This window comes from Streptomyces sp. NPDC090445 (genome assembly GCF_044769385.1).
Classification (GTDB): domain Bacteria; phylum Actinomycetota; class Actinomycetes; order Streptomycetales; family Streptomycetaceae; genus Streptomyces.
This window is the reverse complement of the sequence record NZ_JBIVXV010000002.1, coordinates 693287-709074: the sequence shown is the minus strand read 5'-3', so window position 1 is coordinate 709074 and position 15788 is coordinate 693287. Positions and strand designations below refer to the sequence as shown.

Annotated in this window: 12 protein-coding genes; 8 read left to right on the top strand and 4 right to left on the bottom strand. The window is 75.2% G+C overall.

Going from position 1 to position 15788, the window contains the following annotated elements:
• Nucleotides 1–250: 250 nt before the first annotated feature.
• On the top strand, nt 251–787 hold the full coding sequence (locus tag ACIQUT_RS07930; protein ID WP_366479938.1) for an HNH endonuclease: 537 nt from the start codon (nt 251–253) through the stop codon (nt 785–787).
• Between the two features lie 87 nt (nt 788–874).
• On the opposite strand, the gene ACIQUT_RS07925 is transcribed toward ACIQUT_RS07930, so the two are convergent.
• The gene (locus tag ACIQUT_RS07925; protein ID WP_403560536.1) at nt 875–1687 is read right to left on the bottom strand and encodes an alpha/beta fold hydrolase; all 813 of its coding nucleotides are present in this window, start codon (nt 1685–1687) and stop codon (nt 875–877) included.
• A gap of 169 nt (nt 1688–1856) precedes the next feature.
• Nucleotides 1857–4898, bottom strand: coding sequence for a beta-N-acetylglucosaminidase domain-containing protein (locus ACIQUT_RS07920; RefSeq protein WP_403560534.1), 3042 nt, complete (start codon nt 4896–4898; stop codon nt 1857–1859).
• A 213-nt stretch (nt 4899–5111) separates the two neighbouring features.
• On the opposite strand from ACIQUT_RS07920, the gene ACIQUT_RS07915 reads away from it, so the two are divergent.
• From ACIQUT_RS07915 to ACIQUT_RS07905, 3 genes are all read left to right on the top strand, one after another.
• The gene (locus ACIQUT_RS07915) at nt 5112–5384 is read left to right on the top strand and encodes a hypothetical protein (RefSeq protein ID WP_403560532.1); all 273 of its coding nucleotides are present in this window, start codon (nt 5112–5114) and stop codon (nt 5382–5384) included.
• A gap of 161 nt (nt 5385–5545) precedes the next feature.
• Complete coding sequence (locus ACIQUT_RS07910) at nt 5546–7585, top strand: 4-alpha-glucanotransferase (protein WP_403560530.1); 2040 nt, start codon at nt 5546–5548, stop codon at nt 7583–7585.
• A gap of 20 nt (nt 7586–7605) precedes the next feature.
• A complete protein-coding gene (locus tag ACIQUT_RS07905) occupies nt 7606–7851 on the top strand; it encodes a hypothetical protein (RefSeq protein WP_403560528.1) in 246 nt (81 codons plus the stop codon).
• A 240-nt stretch (nt 7852–8091) separates the two neighbouring features.
• Here ACIQUT_RS07905 and ACIQUT_RS07900 read toward each other — a convergent pair whose 3' ends face one another.
• A complete protein-coding gene (locus ACIQUT_RS07900) occupies nt 8092–8589 on the bottom strand; it encodes a MarR family winged helix-turn-helix transcriptional regulator (protein WP_403560526.1) in 498 nt (165 codons plus the stop codon).
• 103 nt (nt 8590–8692) lie between these two features.
• Between ACIQUT_RS07900 and ACIQUT_RS07895 the strand changes: the two genes are divergently transcribed.
• The 4 genes from ACIQUT_RS07895 to ACIQUT_RS07880 all read left to right on the top strand — a co-directional run bounded on the left by ACIQUT_RS07895 (nt 8693) and on the right by ACIQUT_RS07880 (nt 13073).
• On the top strand, nt 8693–10027 hold the full coding sequence (locus ACIQUT_RS07895) for an MFS transporter (RefSeq protein WP_403560524.1): 1335 nt from the start codon (nt 8693–8695) through the stop codon (nt 10025–10027).
• An 83-nt stretch (nt 10028–10110) separates the two neighbouring features.
• Nucleotides 10111–11130 carry an EamA family transporter gene (locus ACIQUT_RS07890; RefSeq protein WP_403560522.1) on the top strand — a complete coding sequence of 340 codons (1020 nt, stop codon included), beginning with the start codon at nt 10111–10113 and terminating at the stop codon, nt 11128–11130.
• Between the two features lie 53 nt (nt 11131–11183).
• The gene (locus ACIQUT_RS07885) at nt 11184–12146 is read left to right on the top strand and encodes a DMT family transporter (protein WP_403560642.1); all 963 of its coding nucleotides are present in this window, start codon (nt 11184–11186) and stop codon (nt 12144–12146) included.
• 9 nt (nt 12147–12155) lie between these two features.
• The gene (locus tag ACIQUT_RS07880; protein ID WP_403560520.1) at nt 12156–13073 is read left to right on the top strand and encodes a LysR family transcriptional regulator; all 918 of its coding nucleotides are present in this window, start codon (nt 12156–12158) and stop codon (nt 13071–13073) included.
• Nucleotides 13074–13139: 66 nt separating this feature from the next.
• Here the strand turns inward: ACIQUT_RS07880 and pepN are convergent, their stop codons facing one another.
• The gene (gene pepN, locus ACIQUT_RS07875; RefSeq protein ID WP_403560518.1) at nt 13140–15725 is read right to left on the bottom strand and encodes an aminopeptidase N; all 2586 of its coding nucleotides are present in this window, start codon (nt 15723–15725) and stop codon (nt 13140–13142) included.
• Nucleotides 15726–15788 lie beyond the last annotated feature (63 nt).

The following is a 15788-nucleotide window of genomic DNA, read 5'->3' as shown; positions in this document are numbered from 1 at the left end:
CCAGGTGTAGCGGTCTGCCCGTGAAAGGGGTGTGCCGGACAGGCCATCCACACTAACGGGGCATTCCCGTGACCCTGTTGCGTTGTTCGAGGGAGAGACCAGGCTCACCTGGGGATGAAGGAAGTGTGGTTGAAAACACCTCCGACCCGTTACGGGCGCGTGGTGGCGCTTCGACCAGCCGTAAGGAGAGACTGGAGAGCAGATCGTCCCGGCGCGAGCCACGCGCCGCCGGCGTACAAGGAGGCAGTCCGTGCCGCACGTCCTGGTCCTCAATGCGTCGTACGAGCCGCTCGGCGTCGTACCGCTCCGCCGCGCGCTCGTCCTCGTCCTGGAGAACAAGGCAGTCTCCCTGGAGGAATCCGGCGCCTTCCTGCACAGTGCGACCCGGGCCGTCCCCGCTCCCAGCGTGGTACGGCTCAAGCGCTTCGTGCGGGTCCCCTACCGGGGGCCCGTTCCACTCACCCGCCGCGCGCTGTTCGCCCGCGACGGCGGCCGCTGCATGTACTGCGGCGGCGTCGCCACGAGCGTCGACCACGTCATCCCGCGCAGCCGGGGCGGGCAGCACGTGTGGGACAACGTGGTCGCCGCGTGCCGGCGGTGCAACCACGTCAAGGCCGACCGGCACCTGGTCGACCTGGGCTGGCGGCTGCGCCACCAGCCGGCCCCGCCGTCGGGGCTCGCATGGCGGATCATCGGGACCGGGCACCGTGATCCCCGCTGGATGCCGTACCTCCAGCCGTACGGTGCGGACGACGCCCTGGACCGCATCGGAGCCGCCGCCTCGTAGCGCGGCGGCCCCGTCACGCGCGAGGGCCCCGGCCGGCCGCCGGGGCCCTCGCGTCGCGGCCGGACCCGCAGCCCGTGGCCGCGCCGGTCAGCGGGCCGCTTCGGCGTGCAGCTCCTCGATCAGGCGGGCGACGGCCTCCGGCTCGCGCAGCGTCGGGTAGTGGTCGGAGCCGGCGAGGCGGACCAGGCGGCAGCCGGGGATCCGGGCCGCCATCTCCTCGTTGCACTTCACGACCTCGGCCCGGTCCTGCTCGCCCAGCGCCAGCAGCGCCGGAGCGGTGATCTCCGCGAGCCGGTCGAAGGCGGGGGCGTCCTCCCGCTGGAGCCCGGCACTGCCGAACCAGGCGGGCAGCACCGCCCTGAGCCAGTCTGCCGCGACGGGATCCGCCTCGGGCGTGCCGCCGCCGGCCGCCCCCCACAGGCCGAGGCCGAGCCGGACGATGCCCTCCATGTCGCCGGCGGCGGCCAGCTCGCCCACCTGCTCGAAGAACCCGGGCGCCATCAGCCCGTCGTAGCCGGTGACCCCGGGCACGAACAGGGCGAGGCCCGCCACCCGCTCCGGGGCGGCCAGGGCCAGACTGATCGAGGTGGCGCCGCCCATGCTGGAGCCGGCCAGCACGGCACGGTCCAGCCCGAAGTGGTCGAGGACCGCGGTGAGGTCCTCCACCTGGGAGTACGGGGCGGTGGGCGCGGGCGAGCGGCCGAAGCCGCGGGCGTCGTAGCGGATCACCCGGTGCCGCGCCGTGAGCGCCGGGAGCAGCAGGTCCCAGACCGCCGAGTCGCCGACCCCGGGATGGAGCAGGACCAGCGGCAGCCCGCCGGCCTCCCCTCCCGCGCCCGCGCCCTCGCCCGAGTCCTCCGCCCAGATCTCGCCGTTGCCGACGGACACCATGGTTGCCATGATCCCCAGTCTGGCCCGCCGGCCGGCGCCCGGACCAGACAGGTTCCGGCCGAAACGCCCGGATCCGGCCGTGGCATCGGGCCGACACACCGACGGGCCGACACACCGACGGGCCGACACCCCGGCGGGTCGGCGCGCCGACAGACCGGCGCGCCGACGGGTCGGCCGGTCAGCGGACGACGGCGTAGGCCTCCGCCGAGAACAGGCTGCAGCCGTACTTCGTCGCCCGCTTCTCGCAGGTGACCCGGACGAACCGGGCGTCCGCCGGATCCAGGCGGACAGATTCCTGCCCGCCCCGGGAGCCGGTCACGGTCGCCGCCCGCCGCCAGGTCGACCCGTCCGTCGAGGTCTCCACGCGGTACGCCGACGGGTACGCGTCCTGCCAGTGCAGCACCAGCAGCCCGACCCGGGCCGGGGCCGCGAGCTCCGCCTGCCACCACACGCCGTCCGCCGCCGGGGAGGACCACCGCGTCGCGGCGTTGCCGTCCACCACCGCCGAGGCCGGGAACGCCGGGGTCTCGTCCCCCGACGACGAGGCCTTCGCCGAGCGGAACAGGTCCGGTCCGCCGGTCTTCGGGACGGCGCGGACCGTCAGCACCCGGGTCTGCCCGGCGAACGCCACCGGCACCCGGTAGCTGCCCGCGGGCGTGTCCGCCGGGACCGTCACCGACACCGGCACCTGGACCCGGGTGCCGCGCGGCGCCTTCGCCTCGGCCGGCAGCTTCACGGTGACGCCCTGCGGCGCCGTCGCCGTCAGCGGCCCCCGCACCTCGCCGGGCCGCAGCGCCGACACCTCCGCGGTGACCGTCTTCGCCGCCCCGCCGATCTCCGCGTCCACCGACTCCGGCAGCTCGAACGCCGCCTCCGGCCCGTCCGCCAGCCACGGCACGACCCGGTGCACCACCGGGTCCTCCCCGGCCCACGACAGCCGGACCGCGTCCGCGGCGACCCCGCCGGCGTCCGCCTGGGTCCAGCCCGACACCGCCGCCTGGGCCACCTTGCGCCAGCCCTCGCCCGGCACGTGCACCTCCACGGCCGCGCCCCGCGTGCCCTCCGACAGCGGGTTCGTCATGACCGTCACCGCCGACACCGGCCGCGCCGCGTCCAGCCGAACCGTCCACGCACCCGGCTCCCGGGACACGGTGCCCGTCTGCCGGGCCGCACCCGTCCAGGCGTCCGCCTCCGTCACCGCCTTCGCCAGGAAGGCGTCCAGCACGGACTTGTCGACGCGCCCGGCGGCGTCCGGCTCGGCCAGCTTCCGGCGGGCCTCCGCCAGCGCCTGCGAGGTCCGCCAGGCCGCCGCACCGTCCCCGCGGGTCTGGGCGCGCAGCAGGTCCACCGCCAGCTCGCCCGCCGTCCCGTACGCCGACAGCCGCGCCAGCCACGGACCGGCCTCGCCGGACAGGCCGGGCAGCCGGTCGGGGGCCTCCCGCATGGCGGTGAACGCCGCCCGCAGCCGCTCCCCGGCCGCGGCGTCGCCCGTGCCGCGGGCCTGCCAGAACTCGTCCATCAGCGGGCGCAGGTACGCCGACTCGGGCAGGGCCAGGGCCGACGAGGCCGTGTTGCCGGCCAGCGCGGCCAGGGCCTTGCGGGTCCGCGGGTCGGGGCCCGCCAGTTCGTTGACGGCCGCCGCCCAGGAGTCGCCGGCCCGGTAGCCGCCGGGGTTCCAGGCGAAGTCCGCGGCCGTGAACAGCGGGATCCGCGACAGCGAGGCCTGCTGCATCGCGTTGGCCAGCAGCCCCGCCGAGCCGCCCGCGACCGCCGGCTCGCGTCCCGTGTACGGGCCGAGGAAGATCCGGCCCGGGTCCCAGTCGTTGACCGGGTAGTTGTCCATGGTGATCAGCGGGTGCTGGCCGAAGGCGCTGCGCGCCCCGGACAGTTCCTTGCCGGTGATCGTGCGCGGCACGACGCCCACGCCCGTCCAGGCGACCTCCACCCGCTCGTCGAGCCGGTCGGCCAGGGCGGTGCGGTACTTCGTCGCGCCGTTCTGGTGGTACTCCGTCGGCAGCAGCGACAGCGGGGCCGCGCCCGGATGCCGTGCGGCCAGGTGCGCGGCGAGCTCCCCCGCGACCTCGGCGTGCGCCTTCGCAGCCGCCGCCGGGCCCGTCCCGTACCGGACCCGGTCCGCCCGGCAGCCCCACTCCGAGTAGCTGACGTCCTGGAACTGCACCTGGAACGCGCGGAAGCCCAGGTCCCACATGGCGTCCAGCTTGCGCGCCAGCGCCGCCCGGTCGGCGGCCGAGGACAGGCACATCGACTGCCCGGGCGACACGGCCCAGCCCAGCACGACCCGGTTGGCGCGGGCCCGCTCGGCCAGCTCCCGGAACTCGTCCTGCTGCGCGCGCGGGTACTCCGAGCGCCAGTCCGTGGTGCGGTACGGGTCGTCACCGGGCGCGAGCAGCATCCGGTTCTGCTTGGTGCGGCCCATGAAGTCCAGCTGCGCGAGCCGCTGCTCCTGCGTCCACGGCTGCCCGTAGAAGCCCTCGGTGATCCCGCGGACCGGCGCGGCCGGCCAGTCCCGCACCCGTACGCCGGGCACCTTCGCCCCGCCCGCCGCCTTGCCCGCGGCGAGCAGCTGGCGCAGCGTCTGCACCCCGTGGAACAGCCCGTCCTCGCCGAAGCCGGCCAGCGCGACCGTGTCCCGGCCCGCGACCTTGCCGACGGCCAGCCGGTAGCCGCCGCGGGGCAGGTCCCCGGCGTCGGCGGAGCCCAGCGCGCGCAGCGCCTCGTCGGCGCCGGGGCCGTCCAGCCGTACGACGGTGCCCCGTTCGGGCAGCGGCGCCCCCGGGCCCGGCTCGTGCAGGATGCGCACGCCCGCCTCGCGCAGGGCGGTGCGGACCGCGTCGACCGCGTACGGGTCGGCGTCGGGCGCCGCGACCAGGACGGCCTGGCCGTCCAGCGGGACCTCGCGCGCCGCCTCGGCGGTCATCGACTGCGGCCGCGGCCACACGGCGGGCCCTTCGGCGGCGGTGCGCTGCACGGCCGCGCCCGGGTCGAGCAGCGGGCCGGCGGCCGCACCGGACGGCGCGCCTCCGGGGGCGGCGGCCGCGCCGTTGCCGGCGCCCACGCCCGGGCCGGGGCCGCCTGCCGCGTCCGGCGCGCTGGACGCCACCAGGGACCCCAGCGGCCCGGCGACCACCGCACCGCCCACCAGTGCCCCGATGACGGCGATGGCCGCCGCCATGGTCCGCTTCCTGCCTCTGAGCTGCACGAAGCCTCCTTGTCCCGCCTGCTTTCCCCGCCCCTACGAACGAGCCCGAGCCCACCACCCGCGCGGGCGGAGTGTCAATGCGGGCGGGCGTTCTGCCCCGGAACCGCCAGGAATGCCGGGCCGTTCGCTGGGTATGGCTGCGATGTCGAACGGCGTTGTTCCCTGATGCTGACCCGCCCTCACCGGCTGTACGGACAAAGGAAGGCATGCCCTGTGGACACCGCCGCCATCCCGCCCGCTCCCGCAACCGCCGCCATCCCGCCCGCTCCCGCAACCGCCGCCACCCGCACCGGACACGCCGGCCGAGCGGCGCGCCCGGTCCCGCTCCTGGCCCATCTGCCGGCCCAGGCCGGGCCCGCCGAGGGGCCCCTCACCAGTGAGCCCCCGCTCGCCGGCGCCGCGCCCGCACCGCTGACCAGCGAGCCCCCGCTCGCCGCCGGGGCGCCGCTGACGAGCGAGCCGACCACCCCCGCCGCCGACGGCTGAGCGGCCGTGGCGAAGTCGACGGAGGTTCGGCAGCGCCCCGAAGGGGCGGGGGGAACCGCGCGATCAGCCACAAACCGGGCCGCAGAAGATCGTCGGCACATCGCGGTACCTCCCGCGGAGCGCTTGGCCCGCCGGATCCCTCCACCGACCCAGGGACACACATGGACGACCTCGCCCGGCTCGCGGCGCTGCACGGCGTCGCCACCACCTACCAGCCCTCCGAGGGCGTCACCGTCCGGGTCCCGGACGCCACGGTCGTCGCGGTGCTCGGCTTGCTGGGGGTGTGCACCGACACCCCGGATGCCGTCCGGGCCGAGCGCATCGGGGCGGAACGGGCCGCGGCGGAGCGGCTGCTGCCGCGCGTACTGGTGTGGTGGGCGGGATCCGCGCCGCCCGCCGAGCCGGCCGCACTGCCGCCGGGCACGCGCTTCCGACTGGAGCCGGAGCCGGAGGACGACGGCGCGGCCGACGCAGTCGGCGGATCGGGTGCCGCGGACGAGTGGCGGCCCGGTTCCGGGGCCGTCCCCCCGTTCGGCGTGCACCGGCTCCACGCCGAGACCCCCGACGGCCGCACCGGCACGGCCACGCTGATCGTCGCCCCGGAGCGGGCCCCGGCCGCGCCCGAGCGGGCCCACGGGCTGCTCGTCCAGCTGTACTCCCTGCTCTCGGAGCGCTCCTGGGGCATGGGCGACCTCGGCGACCTCGCGGACCTGGCCCGCTGGGCCGGCCGCACCCACGGGGCCGGGTTCATCCAGGTCAACCCGCTGTACGCGGCCGTGCCGGGGACGCCGACCGACCCGTCCCCGTACCGGCCGTCCTCGCGCCGCTTCCCCGACCCCGTGCACCTGCGGGTCGAGGACGTCCCCGAGTGGGCCGCCTGCCCCGACCGCGAGGCCCTCGCCGCGCTCGCCGCCCGCGGCGCCGCCCTGCGCCGCGGGGTACTGGAGCAGGGGGCCCTGATCGACCGGGACGCCGTCTGGGAGCTCAAGCGGGCCGCCCTGGAGCTGCTGTACGCCGTCCCGCGCACCCCCGAACGGGAGGCCGCCTACCGCGCGTTCTGCGCCCGGCAGGGGCCGGCCCTGGACGTCCACGCGACCTGGTGCGCCGGGCGCGCCGGCGAGGACCCGAAGGGGCGGGCCGACTTCCACCGCTGGCTGGTCTGGCTGACGGACGGCCAGCTGGCCGCCGCCCAGGAGGCCGCCCGCGAGGCAGGCATGGCGGTCGGCATCGTGCACGACCTGCCCGTCGGGGTGCACCCGAACGGCTCGGACGTCTTCGGCTCGCGCCTGTACGCCAAGCACATCGGCGTCGGCGCGCCGCCCGACGCCTTCAACGCGCGCGGCCAGGACTGGGGCCTGCCGCCGTGGCGGCCCGACCGGCTGGCGGCGGCCCGGTACGCGCCGTTCCGGGAGCTGCTGCGCGGGGTGTTCCGCCACGCCGGAGCACTGCGCATCGACCACGTGATGGGCCTGTTCCGGCTGTGGTGGATCCCGGAGGGCGTCCCGCCCGCCGAGGGCGCGTACGTGTCGTACGACGGGGAGGTGATGCTGGCCCTCCTCGTGCTGGAGGCGCACCGGGCGGGCGCCCTGGTCATCGGCGAGGACCTCGGGACGGTGGAGCCGGGCGTGCGCCGGGAGCTGGCGCGGCGCGGGGTGCTGGGCACCTCCGTGCTGTGGTTCGAACGGGACTGGGCGGGCGACGGTGAGCCGCTGCCGCCCGGGGCCTGGCGGGCCGACTGCCTGGCCACCGCCACCACCCACGACCTGCCGCCCTCCGCGGCCAAGCTGGCGGGCAGCCACGTCGAACTGCGCGACCGGCTCGGCCTGCTGACCCGCCCGGTCGTGCAGGAGCGGGCCGAGGACGCGGCCGACACCGCCCGCCGGCTGGACGCGCTCGCGGAACTCGGCTTCGACACCAAGGGCGAGGAGGCCGCCGTCGCGGCCCTGTACGGGTTCCTGCTGCGGACCCCGGCGCGGCTGGTCGGCGTATGGCTGCCGGACGCGGTGGGCGACCGGCGGCCGCAGAACCTGCCCGGGACCTGGGACCAGTACCCCAACTGGCGGCTGCCGCTCGCGGACGCGGCGGGACGGCCGCTGACGCTGGAGGAGCTGACCGCCTCGCCCCGCACGAACGCCCTGCTGAGCGCGGTGCGGGAGGGCGCGCGCGCCCGTACGGCACCCCCGGGCGCGCGCCTCGTTTAGGTGTTCGCTACGTTTGCACCGTGGACAACAAGAACGCCCTGCGCGCCGGTGCCGTCACGGCCGGATCGGCGCTGATGATGCTGCTGATGACGTCTCCCGCGCTCGCGCTGACCCGCGACGACGGCGACGACCCGGGCCAGAGCATGAGCATGGCCGCGACCCTGGGCCTGTTCGTGTTCCTGCCGATCGCGCTGTTCCTGGGCATCGCGGGTCTCGTGATGGTCCTCGACAAGTCCACCGACCGGCCGCAGAAGAAGCAGGCCTGAGCGGCGCCGGTCCCGGACGGGACCGGCACGGCACACATTCCAGGACTTCCGGGGCGCCGGAGGGCCGCGGGCCGATGCGATGCGCATCGGCTCCCGTGCGGCCCTCCGGCGCCTTGCCGTGCCCCGGTGCGGGCGGGCCCCGGCGTCGGCGGGTTGGGCCCCGGCGTCAGCGGGTTGGGCCCGGCGTCGGCAGGTTGGGGCCCGCCGTCGGCGGCCGGGGCGGGCCGGGGCGGCGTACGGCTAGAGGCCGGCGAGCAGCTTGCGCAGCAGGCCGCTGAGCACGCCGACCTCTTCCTCGGTCAGCCCGGTCAGCGCGGCGCGCTGCACCTCCACGCCGGCGGTGACGGCCTCGTCGACGAGGGCGAGCCCGCGGTCGGTGATCACGACCTGCAGTCCCCGACGGTCGTGCGGGTCGGGCTTGCGGCACAGCAGCCCGGCCTTCTCCAGTTTGTCCAGGCGGCCCGTCATGCCGCCCGTCGTGAGCATCAGCGTGGCCGACAGCTGCCGCGGCGAGAGGGTGTAGGGCGCGCCGGAGCGGCGCAGCGTACCCACGACGTCGAACTCGCCGCGTGAGAGCCCGTGCCGGCCGTAGGCCTGCTCCATCGCGTCCCCCATGGCCCGGGCGATCCGGTAGATGCGCCCGAAGAGCTCCATGGGAGCGGTTTCCAGGTCCGGCCGCACCGCGGCCCACTGGTCGATGATCGCGTCGACGGCGTCCTTGTTGGCCTCGGTGGTCATGTCGGCAGTATCCAGCCTTCCCCTGATCGTTCGCAAGAAAGTTGCTTGACGGGAAGTAGCTTAGGAGTAAGCTACTTGCTATCGACCTACTCGGGGGGAATCCATGGCAAGGGCAGGGGCAAGGACACAGGCGGGGACGCGGACGGAGCGCGTCGCGGGGGAGCGGCCGCTGCTCGTCGGCGTCGGCATCAGCGCCGTCGGCATCGGCATGTACATCCCGTTCTCGCTGGTCTTCTTCCACCACGTCACCGGGCTCTCCTTCGCCCTCGTCGGCCTCGTCCTGACCGCCACCGGACTCGCCGGGCTCGCGTTCATGCCGCTGGCCGGGGCGGCCGTCGACCGGTTCGGCGCCAAGCGGGCCAACCTGGCGCTCTACGCGCTCCGCGCGATCGGCTTCGCGCTCTACCCCTTCGCCGACTCGCTGCCCGCCTTCGCCGCCGTCGCCCTCGTCACCGCCGTGGCCGACCGATCCTTCCCCGTCGCCCAGCAGTCCCTGATCGGGGAGGTGGCGCTCGGCTCCGCCCGCGACCGGCTCCAGGCCTCCCTCCGGGCCCTGCAGAACGCCGGCATGGGCGCGGGCGCCCTGATCGTCTCCGGCGTGCTCGCCCTCTGGGGGACCTCCGCCTTCGCCCACACCGCCTGGGGCAACGCCGCCGCCTTCGCCCTCGCCGGACTGCTCGTCGCCCGGGTCCGCCCCGCGGCCGGCGCCCCGGCCGGCAGCGCCCGGCGGGTGCCCGCCGGGTACCGGATGGTCCTGCGCGACCGGCCCTTCCTCGGGCTCACCGCCGCCAACTTCCTGGCCGCGCTGGGCTACGCCGCCCTGTCCGTGCTCTTCCCGCTCTACATCGCCACCTGGCTGCACGGCCCCGACTCCCTCACCGGAGCCGCCTTCACCGTCAACACCGCGCTGTGCGCCGGGATCGGCGTCCTGGTCGCGAGCCGGGTCCGCCGCTCGGGCGCCCGCCGCACCCGCTCGGCCGCCCTCGGCGGCCTGCTCTTCGCCGCCGCCTTCACCGGGCAGATCGTGCTCGGCACACTGCGCCCCGGGCAGACCGTGACCGTGGTCGCCCTGCTGGCCATCGTCGTCGTCTACACCCTGGGCGAGCTGATCCACAGCCCCTCGGGCGGGGCCCTGTCGGTCTCCGCCGCCCCGGAGGCCGTGCGCGGCCGCTACCTCGCCACCTACCAGCTGTCCTACTCGCTGGCCACCGCGCTCGCCCCGTCCCTGTTCACCTTCCTGCTGGCCGTCGACGGCCGGCTGCCCTGGGCCTTCCTCGCCGTCGCCGCACTCGGCGCCGCCTTCGCCCTGATCCGCCTGGAGCGGCACCTGCCGGCCGAGGCCGTGTACGCCGAGCCGCCGGCCGCTCCCGTCGACCGGGGGCCGGCCCGGGGCGCGGACGGCGCCGCGCCCGCCCCGGCCTCGCCGGCCGCCGCCTGACCGGCACGCCGCCCCCGCCCAGCCCCCACCCCGCCGCCTCTCACCCGCGTTCCTCACCGCACCGCATCGAGGAGTCACCCGTCATGAAGCGCCTCGCCACCGTCGCCCTCACCGCCCTCGCCCCCATCTCCTGGGGCTCCACCTACGCCGTGACCACCGAACTGCTGCCGCCCGACCGGCCGCTGTTCACCGGTGTCATGCGGGCCCTGCCCGCCGGGCTCCTGCTCACCGCCCTGGCCCGGACCCTGCCCACCGGCCGCTGGTGGGGGCGGGCCGCCGTACTGGGCACCCTGAACATCGGCGCCTTCTTCCCGCTGCTGTTCCTCTCCGCGTACCGGCTGCCCGGCGGTGTCGCCGCCGTACTCGGCTCGGTCGGCCCGCTGTTCGTCGTCGGCCTCGCCGCCCTGCTCCTCGGGGAGCGGGCGCGGCTGCGGACCGTACTCACCGCCGTCACGGCCGCGTTCGGCGTCAGCATGGTCGTCCTCACCGCCGGGGCCCGGCTCGACGCGGTCGGCATCATCGCCGGCCTCGTCTCCTCCGCCTCCATGGCAGCCGGCACCGTCATGACCAAGCGCTGGGGCCGCCCCGAGGGCGTCGGCCCGCTGGCCATGGCCGGCTGGCAGCTCACCGCCGGCGGGCTGCTCATGATCCCCGTCGCAGCCCTCGTCGAGGGGGCGCCGCCCGCCCTCGACGGCAACGCCCTCCTCGGCTACGGCTACATGGCGCTGATCAACACCGGGATCGCGTACTGGCTCTGGTTCCGCGGCATCGGGCAGCTCACCGCCACCTCGGTCACCCTCCTCGGACCGCTCTCCCCGCTCACGGCGGCCGTCATCGGCTGGGCCGCCCTCGGGCAGGCGCTGACGCCCGTACAGCTGCTGGGCATGGCCATCGCCTTCGGAGCCACCGTCGCGGGACAGCTGTTCGCGGCCCGGGCAGCCGCGGCCCCGGCTCCAGCTCCGGCTTCGACTCCGGCTCCGGCTTCGACTCCGGCTCCGGCTCCGGCTTCGACTCCGGCTTCGACTCCCCGATCTTTCAGTTCTGCTGAAAAGAACGATCGAAACGTTTCGATGGACCTGACCGGTGGGCGGGTGCGACGGTAGGTCCCGCAGCAGCCGAAGACCAGACCCCGAGGGGGAGACACACCGTGGCCGTCATGGACCGGGTCCGCACCACCCGCCCGACCGCACCCGCAGGCCGGGCAGCGAGCAGGGGAACCGGGACCACCGGGACTACCAGGACCACCGGGGCCGCCGGGCCCGCCGGGCTCGGTGTGCTCCTCGCCCTGACCGCCACGGTCGTCTGGTCCGGCAGCTTCGTCGCCACCCGCGGCATGGCCGACAGCGTCCCGCCCGTCCAGGCCGTCTTCTGGCGCTGGATCATCGCCGCCGTCGCCGTGGCCCCCTTCGCCGCCCGACAGGCCTGGCGGCAGCGGGCGCTGATCCGCAGGCACCTCGGCTTCACCGCCCTCGCCTCGCTGTTCGGCGTCGCCCTGTACAACACCCTCGTCCACCAGGCCGGACTGACCACCTCCGCCTCCAACATGGGCATGATCATGGCGGCCTCGCCGGTCGTCATGGCCCTGTACGCCCGCCTCGGCGGCGAACGGCTCGGCCTCCGGCGCACCGCCGGCCTGCTCCTCGCCGTCCTCGGCGTCCTGCTCCTCGTCGGGGACGGCTCCCTGAGCTTCGACTTCGGCGCCGGCGACCTGTGGATGCTCGCCGCCGCCCTGTCGTTCGCCACCTACAGCGCACTGCTGCGGCGCAAGCCCGCCGAACTCGGCGGACTCGCCTTCCTCCTGACCACCTTCGTCCTCGGCGCGCTGATGCTGGCGCCCGCGTACGCCGTCTCGCTGCGCCTCCAGGGCGGCTTCACGGCCACCCCCGGCACCGCCGGCATGCTGCTCTACGTCGGCGTCATGTCCTCCGCGGTGGCCTTCTTCGCCTGGAACAAGGCCGTCTCCCTCATCGGCGCGGCCCGCGCGGGCGTCGTCTACTACCTCCAGCCGGTGTGCGTCGCCGGACTCGGCCTGCTGCTGCTCGGCGAGCGCACCGGCCCGGCCGAACTGCTGTGCATGGCGCTGATCCTGGGCGGCGTCAGCCTGGGGGCCCGGAGGTAGGTTCGTCCCGTGACCGAGTGGGACATCAAGAAGCTGCGGATCCTGCGGACCCTCGCCGAACGGGGCACCGTGACCGCGACGGCCGAGGCGCTGCACATGACGCCCTCGGCCGTCTCGCAGCAGCTGACGAACCTCGCCCGGCAGGTGGGCGTACCGCTGCTGGAGGCCCACGGCCGCCGGGTCCGCCTCACCGATGCCGCACAGCTCGTCCTGCGGCACGCGGACGCGGTGTTCGCCCAGCTGGAACGGGCGGACGCGGAGCTGGCCGGCTACCTGGCCGGGGACGCCGGGGAGGTCCGGATCGGGGCCTTCTCCACCGCCGTCCCGGTGCTCGTCGTCCCCGCGGTCGCGGCCCTGCGCGCCGCCCACCCCGGGGTGGAGGTACGGGTCCGGGAGACCGAGGCCGCGGAATCGTACGAGCTGCTCTCCGCCGGCCTGGTCGACCTGGCCCTGTCGCTCGCGGCGCACGCCCCGACTGCGCGCGACACCCGGTTCACCCGGATCACCCTGCTGGAGGACCCGCTCGACGTGGCCCTGCCCCCCGACCACCCGCTGGCGCGGGCACCCGGCCTGAGGCTGTCGGACCTGTCCGGCGACCCGTGGATCTACGGGGGCAGCGGCCCCTGGCAGGAGATCGCCCGCACCGCCTGCGAGGCGGCCGGCTTCGTCCCCGAGCAGGCGCACACGGCCGCCGGCTGGACCGCGATCCTGTCGATGGTGGAGGCGGGGATGGGCGTGGCCCTCGTCCCCCGGATGGTGTCGAGCCGGGCCGCGGGCGTGGCGGTCCGCGTCCTGGCCCACGACCGCCCCACCCGGCACGTCATCGCGGCCACCCGGCGCGGAGCGGAGTCCGCGCCGGCCCTGGCCCGGGTGGTACGGGCCCTGCAGGACGTGGCCGCGCTGCGGACGGCTTCCCCGCACGCTTGAGAACGCGCCGGTGCCCCGGCCCGCCGAAGCGGACCGGGGCACCGGTCGGTTCACCGCCGGACGGCGTCAGGCGCCGGCCGCGGCCGCGTCGGCGGCCTGGGCCTTCAGGGCCCGCTCGATGCCCGCGCGGGACTCCGAGACCAGGCGGCGCAGGGCCGCGTTCGGCTCGGCCGAGGCCAGCCAGGCGTCCGTCGCGGCCAGCGTCGCCTCGGAGACCTGGAGGGACGGGTACAGGCCGACCGCGATCTGCTGGGCGATCTCGTGGCTGCGGCTCTCCCAGATGCCCTTGACCATCGCGAAGTACTTCGCGGTGTACGGGGCGAGCAGCTCGCGCTGGTCGGTCTGGACGAAGCCGCCGATCACCGCCTCCTGCACCGCGTTCGGCAGGTCCGCGGACTCCACCACCGACGCCCAGGCCGCCGCCTTGGCCTCGGCCGTCGGACGCGCGGCCCGCGCCGTCGCCGCGTGGCGCTCGCCCGCCGCCGTACGGTCGCGCTCCAGCTCCGCGGCGATCTCCGGCTCGTCCACGACACCGGTCGCGGCCAGCCGCTCCAGGAACGCCCACCGCAGCTCGGTGTCCACGACCAGGCCCTCGACCTCGGCCGCCCCGTCCAGCAGCGCCTTCAGGTAGGTCAGCTGCCCCTCGGTGCGGGCCGTCGCCGCGAACGCGCGGGCCCACGCCAGCTGGTGGTCGCTGCCCGCCTTGGCGGCGCGCAGGTGCTCCAGCGCGGCCTCGGTCCAGGCCGTGAGGCCCTGCTCCCGCCACGCCGGGTCGGCGTACAGGTCGATCGCCAGCTTCACCTGCCGGTGCAGCGACTGCACGACGCCGATGTCCGACTCCTTGCCGATGCCCGACAGGACGAGGGACAGGTAGTCGCGGGTGGCCAGCTCGCCGTCCCGGGTCATGTCCCAGGCCGAGGCCCAGCACAGCGCCCGCGGCAGCGACTCGGTGAAGTCGCCCAGGTGGGCGGTGACCGCGGCCAGCGACTGCTCGTCGAGGCGGACCTTCGCGTAGCTCAGGTCGTCGTCGTTCAGCAGCACGACCGCCGGGCGGGTACGGCCGACCAGCTCCGGCACCTCGGTCAGCGCGCCGTCGACGTCCAGCTCGATCCGGTCGGTGCGCACCAGCTTGCCGCCGTCGAGGTCGTACAGGCCGATCGCGATCCGGTGCGGGCGCAGCGTCGGCTGGCCCTGGGCGCCGGCGGGGAGCGCCGGGGCCTCCTGGGCGACCGCGAAGGCGGTGACGACGCCGTTCGCGTCGGTCTCGATCCGCGGGCGCAGGATGTTGATGCCGGCGGTCTCCAGCCATGCCTTCGACCAGGCCGCCAGGTCGCGGCCGGAGGTCTCCTCCAGGGCGTCCAGCAGGTCCGCCAGGCGCGTGTTGCCGAAGGCGTGCGCCTTGAAGTACGCCTGCACGCCCTTGAAGAAGGCGTCCATGCCGACGTAGGCGACGAGCTGCTTGAGCACCGAGGCGCCCTTGGCGTACGTGATGCCGTCGAAGTTGACCAGGACGTCGTCCAGGTCACGGATGTCCGCCATGATCGGGTGCGTGGAGGGCAGCTGGTCCTGCCGGTACGCCCAGGTCTTCATCGAGTTGGCGAACGTGGTCCACGCGTGGGGCCACTTCGAGCCCTCGGCGTACGCCTGGCAGGCGATCGAGGTGTACGTCGCGAACGACTCGTTCAGCCACAGGTCGTTCCACCACTCCATGGTGACCAGGTCGCCGAACCACATGTGCGCGAGCTCGTGGAGGATGGTCTCGGCGCGGACCTCGTACGCCGCGTCCGTCACCTTCGAGCGGAAGACGTACTGGTCGCGGATGGTGACCGCGCCCGCGTTCTCCATCGCGCCCGCGTTGAACTCCGGCACGAACAGCTGGTCGTACTTGGCGAACGGGTAGTCGTACGCGAACTTCTCCTGGAACCAGTCGAAGCCCTGCCGCGTGACGTCGAAGATCGCGTCCGCGTCCAGGAACTCGGCCAGCGACGGCCGGCAGTAGATGCCGAGCGGCACCGACTGGCCGTCCTTGCCCTCGTAGCTGCTGTGCACCGAGTGGTACGGGCCCACGATCAGGGCGGTGACGTACGTGGAGATGCGCGGCGTCGGCGCGAAGCGCCAGACGTTGTCCTCGACCTCGGCGGGGGCCGGCGTCGGGGAGTTCGAGATGACCGTCCAGCCCTCGGGGGCCTTCACGGTGAACCGGAACGTGGCCTTCAGGTCGGGCTGCTCGAAGCTGGCGAACACCCGCCGGGCGTCCGGGACCTCGAACTGGGTGTACAGGTAGGCCTGCTGGTCGACCGGGTCGACGAAGCGGTGCAGGCCCTCGCCCGTGTTGGTGTACGCGCAGTCCGCGACGACCTTCAGCTCGTTGTCCCCGGCGAGCAGTTCGGGCAGCGTGATGCGCGAGTCACGGAACACGGCGGCCACGTCCAGGGCCTTGCCGTTGAGGACGACCTCGTGCACGGCCGGCGCGACCAGGTCGATGAAGGTCTCCGCGCCCGCCTCGGCGGACCGGAAGCGCACGGTCGTCACGGAGGGGTACGTACCGCCCTCCTGCGCCCCGCTCAGGTCGAGGTCGATCTCGTACGAGTCGACGCTGAGCAGCTTCGCCCGCTGCCGGGCCTCTTCACGCGTCAGATTCGTGCCAGGCACGCGTTCATCTCCTTCGATGGTGACGTTCGCGGCCATCCTTCCACGCCACAGCCGGAATCGGCC